The sequence below is a fragment of the Paenibacillus sp. UASWS1643 genome (assembly GCF_008693195.1).
GTDB lineage: Bacteria > Bacillota > Bacilli > Paenibacillales > Paenibacillaceae > Paenibacillus > Paenibacillus amylolyticus_B.
Window position 1 is genome coordinate 1,509,509 of record NZ_VXKZ01000115.1, and the last position, 20,798, is coordinate 1,530,306.

Below are 20,798 nucleotides of genomic sequence, written 5' to 3' on the forward strand. Positions count from 1 at the left end.
TTTTACATCCGGAATTAGATCGGGTGACACCGTTATCTCCTTGGCACCCAAAAGAGAAGTCCGGTTACTCCATCAAAAAGGTGAATTCTTAGTGACTGAAGCCTACACCATCGGCGTTGAGAATTTTCGCGGTCAGACATCCGAACATACAATGAAGCCTGGACCACGTGAATGGTTTAACATCGGCTTCTCATCCATTGTAGAATTATTGCTGTTGCTGACCGGAACCTATGCCTTGTTTAGCCAACCCGGTTCACGAGTGATGCGTCTGTTCTACCTCCTTAACCTGTCCATGGCCATATGTATACTGACGATATACACATCCCAGTTGCCTTTATCCAATTATATTTTGGCCTTTTGTGCGGCATGGTTACCTTACTGTTTAACTGCTTTTTATGTGTCTTTTGTATTCCGTACCCGCCTGCATCGTTTCCGGTGGTTACTATTCATCAGCAGAGGTATTGCAGTTGCTTATTCTGCAGGCCTAGTATTTCTGTACATCAAGCAGTGGATGATGACCGATGTTCAGATCAATCAAGGCATTACCACCGTCAGTACTCCTGTTGCGCCGTCTGGTCCAACTAATCTGCTTAACTTTATTCTTTGTGCAACCCTTCTGATCTTAATCTGGATGACATGGGTTAATCGTACAAGCTACAATCGCAAGGAGCAGAACCAGCTATTGCTCATGTTAACAGGAATTATTTTTAGCCTGATTCCCTTCATCATCTGTTTTGCTATTCCAACCCTGCTTCAAGGTGAACCATTATTGCCTGTAGAGTACACATTAATTGGATTTCTTCCTTTATCATGGATGTTCACTTATGTACTTGTACAACGGAGTATGCTTGACCTCAAACTGGTTATGCCAAGATTGATGATTCATGGACTATATGCTTTAATCGTATTTTTACTGTTTCTGGCTGCTTCTCACCTGCATTCGTTAATTCATATCAGCTTACTGTTTGTCTCGTTTTTGCTGATTACTTGGGTGTATAAGTACATGCTCACCCGATCACGCAAGAAAAACAAACTTAACAAAGACTGGTTGGAACACCAGCAACTGCGGTTGACTATGCGAATGGCTGAGCAGCAAAACATGCGGGACATGATTCACGTGTTTGCCGAGATGTTCCACAAGATGCTGGATATTGAAGGCGTAATTGTCATATGGATTGATGATAAGCACAGATATTCTCAGGAAGGTACAGGGGTTTTTGCTTCCATTCAGAATATCGATAACGAGGCGTTGGATATTGAAGTTTTACGACAGAAATATGACTTGGCACAGGTTTGGGAGCTTTCAGGTGAACACACTACGGAGATGGCAGGATTCCTGGGCATTGGCCACAAAGAAAATCGCACCCTTTTTTCAGCAGAAGAGCAGGAGATCATTGATAAAGGCAGGCTGGAAGCGATTCGAATGCTCGTCAATGGCAAACTCTTATCCGATCTGCAGAAGCGATATGAATACCGTGTAGACCAGACAGATCTTCATGAACACCAGATACGCCGCCATCGGCAGTTCAATGATATTATGATGGAAGCCCAACAGGCAGAGCGTATGAAAACCTCTTATTTCCTGCATGACCAACTGCTACAAAACCTGATTTTTCTGTCTCGTGATTTGGAGGAATTACACGATACCGGAGAGACGCATAAGGATCAAACGGCTGTTTGGCTGGAGTGCCTGTATGCTTCCCAGAGAGATATACGCCAATTGTGTGATGATCTCTACCCTCATATTATGGATCGAAGTGATCTTGAGGAAGCGTTGCAATGGCTCATCCGAACACTTCAAATACAAAGTGGTATCAGAATGGAACTAAACTACAACGCCCTCTCTGGAGAGTTGAAGCAAGAACCTCTGAAGTCCACCGTCTTTCGGACGATCCGTGAACTCATTATGAATGTGATGAAGCACGCACAGGCGTCGTTTTGCTCCATTCAGGTACATACAAGGGCTAATGACCTGTTTCTCCAAATAGAGGATGACGGCTTGGGGTTTAATGTTCATACCACATTTGATACTGCAACAGGGCACTTCGGTTTGATATCCATACAAAACAGCATTCAACATCTCGGTGGAGAATTCACCATACATTCCAGCCTTGGCAAAGGAACCTCAATCAACATCCGTTTGCCTTTAACCAAAGGAGCAACTGAACAATGAGCGAACCCATTACAGTCGTACTGCTTGATGATCACCCCCTGGTCATGGAAGGTCTCAACAACCGCTTAAACCGCGAACCCGGCATACAGGTACTGAAGACATTCAGCGATCCATTGCTTTTTTTATCCGAAGTAGAGGCGTTGCGACCAGATGTTGTTGTGATGGATATCCGCATGCCCCAGCTTGATGGGTTCGAGGTTGTGAGAAGATTGAAAGATCAATACGGGTTATCCGTCAAAATTATATTGCTATCTGGATACAACTATCATGAATTCCAGTTAAAAGCTTATGATCTGGGCGTCCATGCCTACTTGTCAAAACAAGCAACGTATGGACAGATTATCAACGCCATTCACCAAAGTATGTTGGGTCATGTGCTTGTTCCAGAGACCATGTTATCCTCTAATCTGGAGGAATCACTCACTGCAACAGAACGCGAAGTGCTTAACCGTATTGCACTGGAGATGACCAATAAGGAAATTGCACAGGATCTGGCGATCAGCCAACGTACAGTGGAGTATCATATCACGTCTATTACACAGAAATTTGGTGTTAAATCCAGAATCGGGGCTGTAGTCAAAGGCTATCAGGCAGGTATTCTCGGTGACGTAACACTCCCTGAGAAACGCTAAAAACATTCACCTTTTAAAAGAACAACAAAAGAGCGGCAGAACACCCTTGTAATGCAACCTGAGGTTTGTTCTTAACCGCTCTATTTGTTAATTACTTTCCTATAGGGGCATTCATGCTTGATGCGTGTGCTCCCTATCCGCGCTGACGTGCCGCATGACGCTCAGTAATACGAGCCGTGATTATTCCATGACTCTCATTGATTTCTTCCGGTGTACACGCGGCTTTTAATTCATATACTTTCACCGGAGAACGGTCGATAATATCCAAAAATGAATCAAAAAATGTCATGTCTTTGCTATGAATGTATGGACACCAATGATCTGATAACCCTACGGTTTCATGAATATGCACGCCAACCACGTGATCAATCAACGCATTAGCCTCATGTACATTGTCATATAGCCCCATTCGATCCATCATCATGCCGTGACCAATATCGTACCAAAGACCAAGCGGCGCGCCCTTCATGCGTCCAATAATCGTTCCCGCTTCGTGCAAAGTAGGCATCTGATAACAGCGTGAACGGGTTTCAATACCAAAATTCACTCCATATCCCCGCTGCTCCGACAAGTCACATACCTCTTCCAGACTCTCCTGAATCCGGCTCAGGTAATGTGCGCTGCCATCTTCCCGTTTCTCCAGCATCTCTTGCCATAAAGATTGATACGCCGGGGAGTCCGGCCCCTGATCGTGGTATATCTTTTTCAACGCTTCATCTATATTGTATTCAAACGGAACCTCACCCGGATGTATAACAACAGCCTTGGCTCCATAACGATGTGCATACTCGGCAGAGCGGAGTAACAGTTCAATCGCTCGTTTGCGGCGCGGCTCATCAGCGAATCCGAGCAGGACGGAATCCGTCCCATAATCCGGATCAGCCACATGCGGGAATGTATTATGCACACTGGATACACCGATTTCGCCCCGTTCAATCATCGGTTCTATCGTCTGCAGCATCTCTTCCGTAACGTTATAATTAAGCTCCACCTGTCTGAATCCAAGAGATTTGATCTCTTCAATCATGCCTTGTCCGGTCGTATGACGTTTGATATTCCAACATGTAGAAAACGAATATTCCTGCTTGTCCGTGTACATGACTGGTCCTCCTGTCTCTCATTCTATCGCCCATTCATATTCCATTTATCTCTATCTATATAAGTTGAACCAATAAACTTTACACTAGATCACTCCATTTGCAGTACCATCTTCCGATCGCTGTTATCCCCAGATTTTTTTGATCCCCTGCTCCAAACGGAAAAATCCGGAGATAGCTTATGCTTCCGATGCAGCTTTCTTGCAGAAAGCTTTCAGGCGAACGCTCCGCTTCTTCAGATCGGTTCTGCACTCTCCGTTCTCGTGTAAATGTTCAGTTCATCTTATATACCTATTTATTCCTCATACTGTTGTTTTCACGGAGAGTCAATTCAAATCTCATCTTGTTCGCAGTCTTTCCAGGTACATAACGATAGATGATCTCCGCATGATTCACGTACATTAACACGGATGGTTCAGGCGCCTCAGCCCTCACGGTACACGTAAGTCCAGGGAGCTGCCATAACGCTGATGTAATATCCTGCTGACGAAGGGATGGGCCTCTGATTTCAAAATAAACATCGATCTCTTCCGCCGTATCCAGTTCCACATCAATGGTTAACGAATCTGGCGTGAGATCCGCATCGAACGTTATTCCGCGCAGATGACTGTTCCACCCCTCGTCTACCTCACGGCGGATCAAACGAAGATAATAACGCTCCCCCGTCTCTGTCTGCCAGTGGATCGTAGCTGGATGCATCTGTCCATTCGTATTCACACTTCCCGACATGGCCCCGATCATCCGATCCTCACCGATCCAAGCTTTGGCTGTACACAAATTCCGATTGGAGGTTGGATCATTGCGCTCACACAGTTCCATGAACTGTTTCTGCACAAGTCGATCTTCTTGATGAGCCCTGAAATACGGCACGGCTTCTGCGGGCACATCCACCCCAAGAAGCGCAATCAGTGGATCATGACCTGACTCACAGTTGATTCCTGCCAGATATTCATACCCTTCTCCAAGCAAGAGATAGATAAACACGCCCATTGAACTATGCTCTCGCATTTCCATGTCGTACGCCCGAGAGAATGGGCCGGAGAGATTCTCCAGGTTGGCATTGTAATATAGCACAATGTTATTCCACAGCCCATGTTCAATCCGGTGTCCAATTTCGATCAAACGTTCGGTGAGTCCATACTTTCGATACATGCCAAGCACGGACAGATCCACCCCGTAATACGTTGTTGTATTGAATTCAGCGAATGTACCATCGTACTGTTCAAACTCCTTCATGAATCCCTCTGCCTGTTCATCCGAATGCTGAATCCATTCTGTTCGGTTCAAGCGATGGCCGTAGTAGTGGGTGATGAAAATATGCATTAACTCAATATTGGTGTTCATTGGGATTACGTCGGATAACCTGCGTTCTATTGACCCTTGTACAGCCAGTTCCATCGCATGGTCTATCCGTTTCATGAGTGTCTCCGGCATAAGTTGGGCGAATTCGGCAGTTACAACCACACAGACACAAGCGATAAACTCGCGCCAGTTGGGATCATAGCTGATCCAGACTGGTGGCAAAACCTGATTCACCGCCGAATGAAACAAGTGTTTCAGTTGTTTGGGATCTGCGGACTCTGTGAGCAGAGAACCCTCTTCCTGTAGTTTATGGATAAACTGCGCAGACACCTTCTCAAAGGTGCGTTCCAGGAAATAGGCCGTGCCTGGCGCAAAAGATTTCCAAGCATAGTGACCCGCTGGTGGATGCACATCATTGGGCCGGGTCGCGAAGGTTCCGTGATAGATCTCATCCGGAGCGTCATATTGAACATCGAGCACCTTGTGGAACACCCGTATCGCGCGTTCCACATCACCAGGCTCATTTCGAATCAACAACCCTAGCGCATAATGTGCACTGGCTCGTGTGCTGTGCTGCGATGAATCCTCTTCTTCGAAACTACGTAGCAGATCCAGTTCCTTGTCATAGAAGCTATCCATCATCAACATGGACTGATTTATAAGATACTGCTGCTCTTTCGACATCTTTTCTACCATTCGTTGTGTCATGTCATGGACCTCCCGAGACTATAGGTGCATGTTCAAAAAGATCAGTTTTCAGTACCAAGAAGATGGAATTAAGCCAGAAATGGAGTAGCGGAGCGTAGGACAACTACGTGAGCAACGGACATTTCGGCTGAATTTCATATTCGATGCTGATGATGCCACTAGGCATCATTCGCAATCAAAAGTGAACTTTTTGAACAACCTTTATTAACCTTTTACAGCACCTACCATTACGCCACTGATAAAGTACCGCTGCAACCACGGATACACAAGCAGGATCGGTAACGTTGAGAATATAACGCTGGCTGCTTTCAGACTCTCAGGCAGGACCTGAACAGCACCAATGCCTTCGTTCTGCATCAGTTCTGTAATCTGGTTTTGCTGAATCATCTGATACAATTTCAATTGTAAAGGGTATAGCTCAGGCTTCGTAATATACATGAGTGCATCCTGGAAACCATTCCAGCGTCCTACCGCGTAGAATAGGCTCAGTGTTGCCATAACCGGAAGAGAGAGTGGCAAAATAATGCGCATAAGTGTTCCGAAGTGACTGCTACCGTCAATGCCCGCCGCTTCTTCCAGACTTTCGGGAATACCTCGGAAGAAGGTAATGAGAATGATCATATAGAACGGACTAATCAATCCAGGCAGAATAAGTCCCCATGTGCTGTCGAGTAGATGCAGATTTTTGATCAGAATGTACTCAGGAATAATGCCGCCACTGAAGAACATTGTCACCACAATGACAAGCATGAACCACTTGCGCCCTTTCAGATTACTCTTCGCCAGTGGATATGCCGCTGCAATGGTCATCACCATGCTCAGCACCGTACTCAGGACGGTCAGCCAAATCGTATAGATGAGTGAACGAATCATCGATCCATCTGCAAATACTTTGGTATACGCCTCAAAGGATAATTCTTTGGGGAAAAAGGAAACTTCTCCTGAACCAATCGCCCGGTTTGAGCTGAGCGAGATCGCAATAATATGAATGAATGGTGCAAGACACAGCACCATCGTAATGATAATAAGAATGACGTTTACCGAGTTGAATATTCGATTCGCCGTGTTTTCAGACATCTCACTCACTCCTTACAGATCATATGTGATTCAATCCACTACATAATGCTCTCATCGGTTAATTTCTTGGACGTATAATTTGCTCCGAGTATGAAGACAAGTCCAACTAAAGCCTGGAACAAACCTACAGCTGTTGCGAGCGTAACCTGACCAGATTGTAAACCAACACGATAGACAAACGTGCTGAGCACATCCGAGTATTCACGTACAGCCACGTTACCGATAATAAACGGTCGGTCAAAGCCGATAGAGATCATGTTGCCGACATTGATGATCAATAAGGTAACAATCGTTGTTTTGATGCCTGGCAAGGAGATGTGCCAGATTCTCCGTAGCCGACTTGCTCCATCTACTTCTGCCGCTTCATACAGCTCCCGGTTAATCCCTGTCAGGGATGCCAGATACAGAATCGTACCCCAGCCTGCACTCTGCCACACGCCTACCGCAAGATACGTAAAGAGCCAATAGTTTTTGTCTGAAAGGAATGGCAATGGATCAAATCCCATGCTCATCAAAATATTGTTAATGAAACCGGATTGTGTACCGAATACCTGAAGTACGATCCCTCCAATAATGACCCACGAAATAAAGTGAGGAATGTACAGTAAAGTCTGTGCCAACTTTTTGAACCAGGCCTTTTTCAGCTCAAACAATAAGATGGCTAATATAAGTGGTGCCGGGAAGGAAACCAGTAAATCCAGCATATTAAGCACTAACGTGTTACGCAATGCCGTGTAGAATCCCTGATTTTGAAACACTTCTCTGAATGCATCCAAGCCAATCCACTCACTACCGGCGATCCCTTGAAAGAAGTTAAAGTCCTTGAAGGCAATCTGCACGCCATACATTGGCCCATACTTAAAAATAATGAAGTAGATCATGGGCAGTAGGAGCAACGCATATAGTTGCCAGTTTCTGCGGAAATAGATGCTTGTTTTCATAAACCTTCCCCCCATGTCATTCAGGATTCTTCATCAAGGCGATGTTGCCATCGCCCTAATGAAATCCCTGTCCTTTGTTGTCATACACATTAGATGTGATCTCTACTCTACTTATTTCATCGCTTTGTAAGCTTCTGTACGTTCATCCAGGATTGCTTGGCCGCCGCTCGCCATGTAGTCCTTCATCATGCTGTCATACGTGGCTTCAAAATCAGCGGGTTTGGAAATGGTTGTTTTCACGAAAAACTCCATAAACTTGTCTTTCAAGCCGTTACCGTAACGTGCTTCTGCGTCAATCGGTTTGGAGAAACGTACCGGTTGAATGGTGTCCGTGTTAGAGATCGCTACCGACTTGCGCATATCATCCCGATACTTCGACTCTACCTGAACGACATAAGCCTCTTCATTTTTCTTGTCCTCCCCAACATATTTACCATTGACGATAATGGCAATGTCACCGGAATTATAGATACGGCCCGCGATTTCAGGAGAAGCATCATCCTTGATCAGTGGTACACCATCCACAAGTTCATAGTTCTCATTTTCAACACCGAATTGCAGGTCGAACAGGTTGTTGCCTGAAGCCATCCAATCCAGATACTTCATCGCTGCTTCCGCATTTTTGCTCGATTTCGGAATCATGACATACATTGCATTGGGTGCGTATGCCGGTTTGGCGAATTTGCCCTCCGAGTTTTTGAATGCATCAATCGGTGTCATCACTGCACCAGGTTGATTGGTTTGCAGGTTTTTGTACGTACCGGAGATATAAATCTCCCCTGCATCCTCGGTGTAGAATCCAACTTTGCCGTTAGATACATCTTCCCACAGCTTTTTCTTGTCTTTATCGAGTCCAAAGTCCTTGCTCATTAATCCTTCATTATATAGTGTGTTCATATATTTCAGAGCGTCCTTGAAACCAGGCAACAACGTTGGATAGTCATTGGAACCCAGTTGCTGCGTTAATGTATATTTCTGTTCTTCCGTCAGCGGTTCAATGAATGACCAGATCAGGGGTTCATATTGAGCCGAGGCAATCGACATCCCCATCGGGATAAGTCCTGTGCCGACCTTACCCGGATCTTTTTCCTTAAAGGCCTTCAGTGTTGTATGCAGCTCCTCAGCTGTCTCAGGGGAAGGCAATCCGAGTGCATCCAGCCAGTCCTGACGAACATAGGATGCGTACTTGCCAAGTACAAGACGTTTACCTGGAATCGCAAACTGTTGACCATCATATTGACCGTAGGCCAGCGTTTCATCTCCGAGGAACTTCTTCAGGTTAGGACCACTTTGATTGATTAGATCCGTAAGTTCGGTCAGACCTCCTTGCTCTGCATATCGGTTGAATGTTCCCGAATCGTAGGTAAAGACGATATCAGGTACTTCAGAGCCACTCGCCATCAGAACGTTAAGTTTCTGTACTTCCTCCGAGCGTGGTACCGGAACAAATTGAACATCGATGTTGTTTGGATCACCAAACTTCTCTTGAATGAAGCGAGTCAGATAACTGTCCGAAATGGTGTAGCCCGCCGGTGTGTTGCCCCGATCGAAGATTTCTACTTTCAAAGTCGTTTTTTCCCCCGCACCCGACTCTCCTGATGAAGATGTTGATTCGCTTCCTGACGAACATGCAGATAATAATAGAGTGAATGCTGTTACCACTGCGAGGATTGAACTTGCCTTGCCTGCTTTACGTCTTTGAAATAATCTCATTTGACCTTTCCCCTTTCGCACACTCTCTGAATGGATTCACATGATTGCCACTCCACTTTGTTCATCCCATTTTGTTGCACCTGTGAATGTCACTAATCATTACATAAGATCTGAGATTTAGACAATAAACTATTTTCAAAATGTAAATTTCACGTTTTTCACGTTAAATACCGCGATATATAAACATATTTCCTGACAATATACAATTTTCACACCTTATATGTTAACTATAATAACATATTATGTTGCATTAAGATCGATTTTTCCTACCTAATCTGGCATCACCCAGCTTGCAATAATCCTTTTTCCATTAAATCTCTCTTCAAAAAATGAAAAAGAGACCACATCTTATGTGATCTCCTTGTTTAGCAACACGTGTAGAACGATTCGACGCACTAATTCCTTGGCGGAAGATTAAACTTCATTTGACCATACAACGTATCGATGGCATTTCCCGCATGTAAAAAATCTCCTGCAAAGGACGATAAGGTACGAACCTTATTCCCTCATACAGGAGATTTCATAGATATCTCTAAGATTATTGGATTTCACCCGATACTCGGATGTAATTCCGTTATTGTTCCCCTTGTTTTCCACCCTGCTTGCGGTAGTCCCCTGGTGTCACGCCCATAATCCGTTTAAATACTCTGCCGAAGGAGATGGCATTGGCATAACCCACTTGCAGAGCAATATCCTGTATAGCCATATCGGATGCAGACAACAGACGACAGGCCTTTTCAACCCTCAGTTTCACCAGAAAATCAACAAACTTCATCTCAAACTCTTCCTTGAATAGATAACTCGCATATTTGCCCGAGATCTGGAACCGATCGCTTAGATGTTTTAGCGACAGATCCGGATCATCAAAATGCTCTTCAATATAGATCCGCAGCTCGTTGATCATCGCGCGATGGCTTTTCGTTTCATTTACAGATACATAATTGCGATACACCTCTTTCAGCCACTCCTGCAAAATCTCCTGAATGCCCTCCAGTGTCTCCGCCTGCTGGATATCACTGCGAAGACGAGTCAGGATTTCCTCTGCAAATTGGCTCTGTAACCGCTCAGACAGCTCTCCGAATTCACGGGACAACATCTGGATTAATGCCTGCAGCAACATGCGAATATCGTGATCTGTAATCTGATCTTCGCTGAACGCAACAAACATCTGATCCAGCTGCGTTCGCCAACCATCACCGGTTAATCTGAATTCACGGACAAAGTCTGCGAGCATCTGCAAATACTTGTACGATTGCAGCTCAATACGATCCGGCAGTTGCTCACTGAGAACGATGGCATCTTTACCAAGGGTAAGTCTATGCTGCAAACCCGCATCTGCACTCGCATAGGATCGAGTAATCTCCTCCCAGCCCGATACGGTTCGTCCAATCCCAAACGTAAACCGGAGGCGGAAGTTTTCCGCAATCCACATATGCATCTGCTTAGCCAGATCCATAAGCAATTCACGGTCCAGTCCTTCCTGCTCATCCGATGCAATCAGCACAATAAGCCTGCGGTTCCCAAACCATTCAGCCCAACCGCCGAACTGGGTCTCATTCTGCACAAGTTCTTCCACTACGTTCATGAGCGCAATCTTCAGAATATTCTGATTGGTCGAGAGATCGTCACCATTCATCTCCGCAATGAGGACAGCAACACTCTTCGGTTCCATGAATCGTTCCTCTAGCGGTTGCAGATGGCGAAGTCGCTGACGGAACGAATCCATTCGCTCCCCTTCCATCAGATCAACAAGCAACTGTCTGCGATGAATCAGCAAGTTTTCATGATGTTGTTTCTCATAGTCAACCGTCTGAGCAATCAGATGTTCCAGCGCACGGTCGATGAGGGCCAGTTCATCTTTGACGGATGGAGCTGCTTCATCCTCCTCGGCACGTGGCTGTAACGCCTGAATTCGATTCATGATCAGCTGGATGGGGCGTGTATTTCTGCGAGTAATGTAGATTAGTCCCGCCACTGCACCAACAATCGTTAATAAACCAATACCGATCCACACATAAGAAACAAGGGATACCCATGAATACAGCTGTCCGGATTGAATACCACTCTCGAAGACAAGACCAAGCTTGTCCGAAGTCACACGATTAAGGATTTCATCTGCTGAAGGGTCCATTTGATGCGCGGTATAAATCAGATTGTCGCTCTTATCCCGAACCTGAAGAACAGATAACTTTTCATTGGTCATGTTATCAATCTGCCGTTCCACTGCATACATGCGGATGGTAATGACGAGCAGTCCTTCCCCGCCCCACGGTAAAGGAAGCCACTTATTCATGCTAATTACCTGTGAAGGTATGTCAAAGGAACGTTCCTTATAATCACGTGGCAGGTTCCAACCGAGGTTCTCCCGATCTTTCAAGGCTTGCTCAATATAGGCACGATCTTCGAAATCTTCCAAACGCATCATGCCTCTGGGCGTAAGTATCTGGGAATCGGACATGCGATAGAGATAAATCGATTGAATCATATCCTGCTGATCCAGCATACGTCCCAGCCCACTTGCCGCATCATAGATGAACTGACTCGATAATTGTCCCTGTTCAGCTTCCAGAAAGCGACTATATGCCTTGTTTGCACCAATGTCTTCAAGCAACCGAAGTTCAATGTCGCTTAGCGAGCGCTCCAGTGTATCCACGATATAACGGGTGGAGATCATGTCGGCTTTTTGCGTTTCGTTACGTGAGAGTTCGTTGACAATCAGGAAGGAGAGAAAGATCAGAATGGAAATCGTAAGCAGAAAAATGGGGAAATACGAATACATCAACTTGGTGTGCCAATTCCGCTTCAGATTTACTTTCATAGGCTCCAACTCCTTCCATCCTATTCTAATGAGTATGCTCTTCTCTGTTCTTTGGCCTGCCTGCTGACGATATACAGAATCACTGATCCTAGTGCCGCACTGATCGTGCAAGCCAGATACATCAGTGATGGACCGCCGGAATCGAGTAAATATCCGTTAAGCATATTACCAACGATTCCGCCCAGGCCAGCAAGCACCATGTTAAATAAACTTTGTCCCGTGGCCTGCATTTCCCGTCCCGTAACTGATGCCACATATTCCACTGCTGCAATATAGAAGAAACCAAAGGATAATCCATGCAGCACCTGAACGCCAATCATGACCTCAGGCGTCGGCCATAGCCATTGGATTCCCCAACGTAACATATACGCCCCCGCCGCAAGCAGCATCGTCCGTTCATGTCCCCATTTTCGGAGTATGAATGCCGCTGCCAACATGGATGGAACATTGGTAATTGACGCCAGCAACAGTGCTGTACCCGTCATGGTCACAGAACCGCCAGCCATCTGAAATGAAATGACAAAAAAGGAGTTAAACGCAGTGAGCGTTTGGTTAACCAGGAAACAACCTGTTAGAAATAGAAGGAATGTCCGGTTTCGGAGCAATCTTGCCAAACCTACGGAGAAGGTTACCGAGGACGAGGATATGCTCGTCTGCCGGGGAAGTGTACTTGCCAGTATAGCGCTCAGAATGTTAAACAGAAGAAATGGCAGCCATAACATGTGAATGGAAAATTGGGAGAGATACATCCCTGCGGCAAATCCACCAACTCCCGTTCCTATGCTGCCGAAGAGTCGAATCATGCCATATGAGGTATTGGCTGCTCTCGCGGCGGTAACCGCATAGGAGTCAGCCACGGGTATTTGAGTCACTTGGAATATAGTGCATAAAGTATAAATCAATATTAATATAAAGTACACTTGAATATTGTAGAAGTACGCTAACGATGCAGGAACAAGCAGGCTTATCACCAGTACGAACCGTGTCTTTTTAAACTTATCTACCAGAATTCCCCATATAGGTTGAAGAATAATAGATACAAGTGTGCCAAACGCCATAATAAATCCGGTTTCTTTACTTGAAAAACCTTGTGCAACCAATATGGGATTAATGTACGGGTTAAACATCCCCCCGGCAAGCCCCATAAACAGATATAGGCCCTGCAATTGGAGTAAAACACGTTTTGCATCATTGGAATCGGCTTTTGTTTTCTCTGTGTAAGCCTTCATATGTCTACTTCTCATCCGGATCTCCATCCTTTATTTCTGTAGTTGCTTCGCCTATTCTCTATTTTTATGTGCGTGTCAGACTCGACTTGATTGCAGCCAATGCCCCGATTGCTCCTGCTTTGTTCCCCAGTTCAGCTACAGCTAAAAGTGTAGGCAGGACGCTGTAACGTTGGAGGCGTGTGCGCACTTCATTTAGATAATAGGATGGGTTGGATGCAGCCACGCCACCACCGATCACTATAATGGAAGGATTGAGTAAAGCCGTAATATTCGCCAGACCTCTAGCCATATAACGCATGGGTAGTTCCAGAATCTCCAGGGCTGCAAAATCACCCGACTCGGCTGCTTTGAATACATGCCTGGCTTCAATCTGTTCCGCTTCCCCTCCTGCCAGACTCATGATAAGGGATAAGGAACTTCCCTTTCCAGCAGCAAAATAACGCCTCGCCTGTTCGGTAATTCCCGTACCTGAAGTCACTTGCTCAAATACGCCAAAGGAATCCGCATTAGCAACGTAACCGGTATGAAGCCCTTCGTCTCCTGCAATGAAATGCCCAATCTCACCTGCTGCTCCATTCTGACCGCTGTAGAGCTGTCCATTCAGGATAAGAGCAGCTCCAATGCCCGTTCCAACCGTGACCATCACACAGTGTTGATGTCCCTGCGCTGCCCCTTGATCATATTCTCCCATTGCGGCCAGATTCACATCATTGTCCAACATGATATTTCCGCTATAATACTTTGCAATCACAGGGCGAATATCATGCTCTGGCCACTGAAAAGCTGGAGCATTTCGCAGTATTCCCTCCTCCTGCAAAATCACACCAGGGAATCCCAAGCCTGCACCGTTAAGTTGATCCAGACTGCATCCAACTTCGCGGCAGAATGTTTCCAATTCAGCGAATAACCATCGGAAGAACTCATCCGGCTGATCACTGGCAAGAGTAGGCAAGATACGTTCATGAACTTCATTTCCAGCCTGTTGTGATGACAAGAGCATTAATGTTTTGGTGCCTCCAATGTCAATACCTGCAATCCAGCCGGATGGATCACCTCTAACCGTACCATTCTGATTGGGCTGATAATTATTACTTGCGTTTTTCACGGATTCTGTCATCCCTTTTCCCTCCTCACATGTTGTATATCCAATCTCTTATTCCATGCCTTCCTGCTTAAGGTTCACCATCGTTTGTTGTATGGCTACTTGTACCGCGCCAGTGACAACAGCCTGCTCACCAAGCTTGGAACAGATTAACTGTGGTTGCACCGGGAATTGCTCAGAGATGATCTGCCTCAGTAAAGGCAATAACACATCACCGTTTCCTCCTACACCTCCGCCAAGCACAATGAGATCTGGAGCAAGCACAACGCTAATCTGACGCAGAGCTGAAGCAATCTTCTGGCTGTATTGTTGTAGAATGTCTAACGCCTCTACTTCTCCATTGCGTGCAGCTTCAAATAACTTCTCGGGAGTAAGGTGTCTGTGAAGATCATTTGCAACTACATCTACATTTATATCTGCACCCGAATCAGCAGCCTCCAATAATAGTTCATCATGCTGATCTAGATACTCTTTCGCCAGTTGCATCAGACCATCAGCGGACAGCACTTCCTCCAGACGCCGGCCATCGTCCACCAGCATCTCTGCGATCTCTCCAGTTAAGCCACCTAAACCTCGAAGCAATTGGCCATGTACCATGATGCCAGCACCCGTCCCTGTACCGATGGAGAAAAAAACAAACAAGGGATATTCTGCTGCTGCACCACTCCGATACTCCCCAAGGGCCGCAAGGTTCACATCATTTTCCAAAATTACTTCACAAGGAAAAGCTCCTGACAACGACTCTAGAGAGAAAGCTTCTTCCAGGCCCGCTAACGGGTCCACAATACGATGGATACGTCCTGAATCAGGCAGCACTACGCCTGGTATACCAAACCCGATGCACTGAATCTGATCCCAGTTCAGATGATTCTCATCAAGCAATTCGTTCATATGGCTTCGAAGAAGCTCCAGCATCGTCGCTTCTGCTCGCTCATAAGCTTTTTGAACAACCATGGGATATGTTCGATAGGCAATGATCTCTCCATTCAGATCGGATAATGCAATCCGAATACGTGTTGCGCCGATATCTATACCACAGACATAATAAGCCGTTTCATTGAAACGAATGAGGGTTGCTTTGCGACCCTGAGCGTTGTCAGCTCGCCCCATTTCCCTCACCAGATTACGGTCAATCAGATGTTCGACCGCCAAAGACACCGTTGGTTTACTAAGTCCGGTCTGGCGGCTGATATCCGCTCTCGACATGGTTCCCTGAGTTATGAGGGCATCCATGATGAGATTTTCATTCAGATTGCGGATAAATTGCGGTGTGCCAGCCATGTTATCGCCTCCCTTTATAGTTAGTTAAGTTTATTAACAAACAAATTAATTAAATTCAATATATCATCGTACTTGATAGGTGTACAGCTTTTTGTCATTGCACTCTTTTACTAGAAAGAACCAACCTTCACCTGTAACACAAAAGCCTAATAAAGGAATTATTATACAATAATAGACGTTTATACATTTCCGAAACAGTGCCACGCTCATAGAATACCTTATCACGATCAGGGAGGTTTTAATATGTATAGAAAGCATCATAAATGTCATCATCCAAGACCAAAGTGTTTTTACAAAAAAATTACGAAAACTTGTGTTACCAAAGTTAAATATGTCCCTACAAAGTGTAAAAAACACTGTCATGTCACTGTTGAATATTGTGGAGTCAAAAAAAGAAGACATTATTAATACTTTTTTGCCCTTCTCTATGGAGAAGGGTTCTTTCTTATTGAACTAGATTAATACCGATTACCATTAACCTATCAAAAAAGTTGCGGTGATATTTCACCGCAACTCCTTTCTTCCTTATATACATATTCATCAAGTTTTGGAGAGTTCAATAAATCCTTCACCGAAAACATCACGCACGTCATGAATGGTGATAAAAGCAATCTCATCTTCTGCTCGTACAATCTTCTTCAGCATAGAAACTTCTTGCTTGCTAATCACAATGTATAGAATTTCTTTCTTATTTTTCGTGTAATAGCCATGACCGGACAGGACGGTTACTCCACGATCCATTTTCTCAATGACTTGCTTCGCGATTTCATCCTGTTTGGAAGAGATAATCATGACTGCTTTTTTCGGATTGAGCCCTTCAATAATGAACTCCATTGTTTTGGTTCCAACAAACAGCAAGACAATTGTACACATTAATCCTTGTGGTCCAATGATGAAATATGAGGAGAAAGCCACAATCAGATCGAAGAACAGAAGTCCGTAACTGATATTCCAATCCAGATATTTGTTGGCAAGTCGGGCCAGGATCACTGTTCCCGCCGTTGTGCCTCCCACCCTAACAATTAAGCCAATACCAAGACCGGCAAATACTCCAGCAAAAATGGTATTGATCCAGAGTTCATCCGATGCAATCGTCCAACTCTCCGTCAGATGCAGGAACAACGAGTTGAATACCACCGCAATAATCGTATATACCGTAGTCGTTTTATCAAGAAACCGATATCCCACAATTAACAAAATACCGTTCAGGATCAAGTTCATCAGTCCAGGGGACCATTCAAACAGGTAATACAAAATAATCGTGATACCCGTGACGCCGCCTTCAGCCAAATCGTTCGGGATGACAAACAGGTTCACCGCCAGTGCAAACAGAAATGCACCTGCCATAATAAATAGGATATCCGTAATTCGTTTCTTCATTATGCATTCCATCCAATCCATCAGAAATCAACCTAATCGACCCGTCTCATAAGTTGTCATAATCACTCAAGGATAGATTTTACCATGCTCTCAACAAAATTTGTATACATAATACAAATTGTTGCGTAATTTGTGCAAAGGAATTAGTAACACCTGCTCTTCTGTCTTCTACAGAGTTATTGAGTATCATACACCCATGACAAATGTCATGGTCCATCATTGATATTCATCATTACAGAAGGCTGACGTTTATGACTTACTGTCATGTTCGGATTGTTTTACAATGATAAAAACGCTTCCTACAGGAAAGTCTAGCGGGAAACGCCAAGTTGTAGCTGATTACAGTTATAACGATTGAAGGAGGACAATTTTATGAACAGATCAAAAGAAATGGCCTTAAAAAAAGAAGTTACCCCTTACGAAAAAAATGATCTCAGATTAAGTATCCGTCAGTTAATCAATACATTGCTCCCGCTCTTCTTGTTATGGGCTGCAGCTTACTTTAGCTTATCGGTTTCCTACTGGCTGACCTTCCCGATTGCCTTGGTGGCATCCGGATTTGTACTGCGGACCTTTATTATTTTCCATGACTGCTGTCATGGTTCATTCTTCAAGAGCAAACGCGCCAATGATATTCTCGGTACGATTACTGGTGTATTGACAGTTACACCCTATCAGCAGTGGAAAAACGAGCATTCTATCCATCACGCAACAAGCAGTAATCTTGACAAACGTGGTGTAGGTGATATCTGGGTTATGACGGTTGACGAATATAAAGCAGCTTCTCCTTGGGGACGTCTCTTCTATCGGATTTATCGTAACCCGTTTGTATTGTTTTGTATCGGACCCATTTACGTGTTTCTGTTGGCTTACCGTTTTAACCGCAAAGGTGCTAGACGTAAAGAACGTATCAATACACACCTGACTACCGTCTTGATCGTAGTGCTCTATGCATTCATGTCCTGGTTAGTCGGATGGCAGGCTTTTGTAATGGTGCAGGCACCTATCTTCTTCTTCTCCGGTTTCTTTGGTATCTGGCTGTTCTACGTTCAACATCAGTTCGAAGAGACGTATTTTGAACATGAAGATGAGTGGAGTTATGTAAAAGCAGCTGTTGAAGGCAGTTCTTATTACAAATTGCCAAAATTATTGCAATGGATCAGTGGTAATATTGGGTTTCACCATGTGCATCACTTGAGCCCACGTGTACCTAACTATTTCTTGGAAGAAGCACATAACGCAACACCACCTTTGCAAAAAGCAACTACTATTACACTACGTTCAAGTCTGGTTGCCCTGCGCTTCCGTCTGTGGGATGAAGATTCTAAACAGTTTATTAGCTTCAGACAGCTCAAAAACTTGTCCCGCAAGCCGTATGTTCAACCGCCTATCCGAGTAACCAATCCAGCGGGTCTGACAGAGAAGCCTTAACTCTGTCGGATTCGTTTTCTTGTGTTCAAGCTATAGTCATGCTACAGTCATGCTAAAGTTGAGTACAAGTGCAAGGAGGAGAATTACATTCAAAAGTGGATGCAAAATTTTTATAAAAAGACAGGATTGAATCTTTATGTGTGGCTCGCCTTTTTCATCCTGCCCTTCTATTTCATTTCACAATATTCCAAATTATGGACGTTGGTAACTGGCATCATCATCATCCTCGTTTTCTTCGTCTGTTATCTGCTCGCCTTCATCACCAAGGGCTGGCAGGTTTACATGTGGATTGGGCTACTTATTGCCATATCCATTACGATGACTATTGCCTATGATTATGCCTATTTCTCATTGTTTCTTGCTTTTTTTATTGGGAATATTAAAAATAAAGCCGGTTTCTTCACCCTATACTCGGTGAACTTGGGAGCCAGCTTCCTAACCATTAATTATGGTTTTCTCAATCAGAGTTCATTGCTCGTGAGTCAGTTCCCGTTTGTATTCATCAGCTTAATGGCCTCCATCCTGCTTCCAATCAGTACGTATAACAAAAACAAAACTGAACATTTGGAAGGCCAATTGGAGAATGCGAACAAGCGACTTGATGATCTCGTAAAAATGGAAGAACGCCAGCGTATCGCTCGTGACCTGCACGATACACTTGGACAGAAACTCTCTCTGATCGGTCTGAAAACCGATCTGGCGAGACGGCTGCTCCGCAATAATCCCGATCAGGCCGAGATCGAATTGAACGACCTTAGACAAACGGCAAGCACAGCTCTGAAAGAGGTCCGGGAAATGGTCACCACCATGCGTGGTACACAATTGGTCGATGAACTGTTCCGGGCGGAGCAAATTCTGAAGGCTGCTTCAATTGAATTTGTGCTGGAAGGTAATCCGAAGTTACAGGATACATCACAATTGAATGAAAATGTGCTCGGTATGTGCTTGAAAGAAGCTGTCACCAATGTCGTCAAACACAGTCAGGCAACAACTTGTACCATCATCATTAAGGAAACTCTAGCGGAGAATGTATTAACCGTTCAAGATAACGGTGTTGGAATAGAACGAACTCGCAAACAGGATCGGCGCGGAACAGGAATTTTGGGCATGAAGGAACGACTTGAATTTGTGAACGGTTGTCTGGATATTCGCTCTGCGACAGACATCCCGGGTACAGCGATCATTATTCATGTTCCGAAACTCGTTCGCAAACCGATAAAGGAGGCAGAATCATGATTAGAATTGTAATCGCGGAAGATCAGCGCATGATGCTCGGCGCCTTGTCCTCCCTCCTCAATCTGGAGGAAGATATGGAAGTCGTCGGACGTGCCAGCAACGGCCAGGAAGCCCTTGCCCTTGTCCAGGAGCTTGCACCAGACATCTGTCTGATGGACATAGAAATGCCCGTGAAAAGCGGCCTTGAAGCCGCAGAAGAACTCAAAGGAATGAGCTGTAAGGTCATTATCCTGACCACTTTTGCCCGGACCGGATATTTCGAACGTGCCCTGAAGGGCGGTGTCCGTGGTTACCTGCTCAAAGACAGTCCAATTGAAGAACTTGCCGAGTCGATCCGCCAAGTTATGAATGGCAGACGCATCTTCGCTCCCGACTTGGTAGATGAAGCTTATGTAGAAGAAAACCCCCTGACAGAACGGGAGAACGCCGTACTAGGCCTCATGGCAGATGGGAAAAACACCAAGGAAATCGCCGGGCATCTGTTCATCACAACGGGAACGGTGCGTAACTACATCTCCATTATTCTCAACAAGTTAAATGCCAGTAACCGCATTGAGGCCATCACTCGCTCCAAGGAAAAAGGGTGGTTCAAATGAAAGTACCGCTTTAACCCATTGAAACAAAAATAAGCATGTACCCCGGCTGCATAAGCTGCGATAACATGCTCACAATAAAAAG

Annotated in this window: 15 protein-coding genes; 5 read left to right on the forward strand and 10 right to left on the reverse strand. The window is 45.0% G+C overall.

All coding sequences use genetic code 11. The annotated features are described in order from the left end of the window. The first annotated feature begins 91 nt into the window (after positions 1-91). Together FE296_RS30755 and FE296_RS30760 are read left to right on the forward strand one after the other, a co-directional pair. Positions 92-2,173 (forward strand): sensor histidine kinase, encoded by a 2,082-nt coding sequence (locus tag FE296_RS30755; protein ID WP_190945667.1) that lies wholly within the window; start codon positions 92-94, stop codon positions 2,171-2,173. Then, positions 2,170-2,805 carry a response regulator gene (locus tag FE296_RS30760; protein ID WP_105598402.1) on the forward strand — a complete coding sequence of 212 codons (636 nt, stop codon included), beginning with the start codon at positions 2,170-2,172 and terminating at the stop codon, positions 2,803-2,805. Before FE296_RS30755 ends, FE296_RS30760 begins: the two co-directional genes overlap by 4 nt. Positions 2,806-2,938: 133 nt before the next feature. Here FE296_RS30760 and FE296_RS30765 read toward each other — a convergent pair whose 3' ends face one another. The 10 genes from FE296_RS30765 to FE296_RS30810 form a co-directional block, all read right to left on the reverse strand. After that, positions 2,939-3,904, reverse strand: a complete 966-nt coding sequence (locus FE296_RS30765; protein WP_150367520.1) for a sugar phosphate isomerase/epimerase family protein — start codon at positions 3,902-3,904, stop codon at positions 2,939-2,941. 289 nt (positions 3,905-4,193) lie between these two features. Further along, a complete protein-coding gene (locus tag FE296_RS30770) occupies positions 4,194-5,912 on the reverse strand; it encodes a hypothetical protein (RefSeq protein ID WP_150367521.1) in 1,719 nt (572 codons plus the stop codon). Positions 5,913-6,116: 204 nt separating this feature from the next. Then, a complete protein-coding gene (locus FE296_RS30775; protein ID WP_124114304.1) occupies positions 6,117-6,989 on the reverse strand; it encodes a carbohydrate ABC transporter permease in 873 nt (290 codons plus the stop codon). Positions 6,990-7,027: 38 nt separating this feature from the next. Then, entirely contained in the window at positions 7,028-7,930 is a 903-nt protein-coding gene (locus FE296_RS30780) for an ABC transporter permease (RefSeq protein WP_017688833.1), read from the reverse strand. A 111-nt stretch (positions 7,931-8,041) separates the two neighbouring features. Beyond that, positions 8,042-9,643 carry an extracellular solute-binding protein gene (locus FE296_RS30785; protein WP_150367522.1) on the reverse strand — a complete coding sequence of 534 codons (1,602 nt, stop codon included), beginning with the start codon at positions 9,641-9,643 and terminating at the stop codon, positions 8,042-8,044. 574 nt (positions 9,644-10,217) lie between these two features. Next, positions 10,218-12,461, reverse strand: coding sequence for a helix-turn-helix domain-containing protein (locus FE296_RS30790; RefSeq protein ID WP_150367523.1), 2,244 nt, complete (start codon positions 12,459-12,461; stop codon positions 10,218-10,220). A 20-nt stretch (positions 12,462-12,481) separates the two neighbouring features. Beyond that, positions 12,482-13,705, reverse strand: coding sequence for an MFS transporter (locus tag FE296_RS30795; protein WP_223869104.1), 1,224 nt, complete (start codon positions 13,703-13,705; stop codon positions 12,482-12,484). A gap of 49 nt (positions 13,706-13,754) precedes the next feature. After that, positions 13,755-14,807, reverse strand: a complete 1,053-nt coding sequence (locus tag FE296_RS30800) for an ROK family protein (RefSeq protein ID WP_150367524.1) — start codon at positions 14,805-14,807, stop codon at positions 13,755-13,757. Between the two features lie 36 nt (positions 14,808-14,843). After that, the gene (locus FE296_RS30805) at positions 14,844-16,073 is read right to left on the reverse strand and encodes an ROK family transcriptional regulator (RefSeq protein ID WP_150367525.1); all 1,230 of its coding nucleotides are present in this window, start codon (positions 16,071-16,073) and stop codon (positions 14,844-14,846) included. A gap of 540 nt (positions 16,074-16,613) precedes the next feature. Beyond that, positions 16,614-17,453, reverse strand: a complete 840-nt coding sequence (locus FE296_RS30810; protein ID WP_062834072.1) for a YitT family protein — start codon at positions 17,451-17,453, stop codon at positions 16,614-16,616. Positions 17,454-17,825: 372 nt separating this feature from the next. Between FE296_RS30810 and desA the strand changes: the two genes are divergently transcribed. From desA to FE296_RS30825, 3 genes are all read left to right on the forward strand, one after another. Continuing rightward, complete coding sequence (gene desA, locus FE296_RS30815; RefSeq protein ID WP_091016855.1) at positions 17,826-18,884, forward strand: Delta(5) desaturase DesA; 1,059 nt, start codon at positions 17,826-17,828, stop codon at positions 18,882-18,884. An 87-nt stretch (positions 18,885-18,971) separates the two neighbouring features. Continuing rightward, a complete protein-coding gene (locus FE296_RS30820) occupies positions 18,972-20,120 on the forward strand; it encodes a sensor histidine kinase (protein ID WP_124114294.1) in 1,149 nt (382 codons plus the stop codon). Beyond that, positions 20,117-20,716, forward strand: coding sequence for a response regulator transcription factor (locus tag FE296_RS30825; protein ID WP_036608692.1), 600 nt, complete (start codon positions 20,117-20,119; stop codon positions 20,714-20,716). The genes FE296_RS30820 and FE296_RS30825 overlap by 4 nt, the downstream gene beginning before the upstream one ends. Positions 20,717-20,798 lie beyond the last annotated feature (82 nt).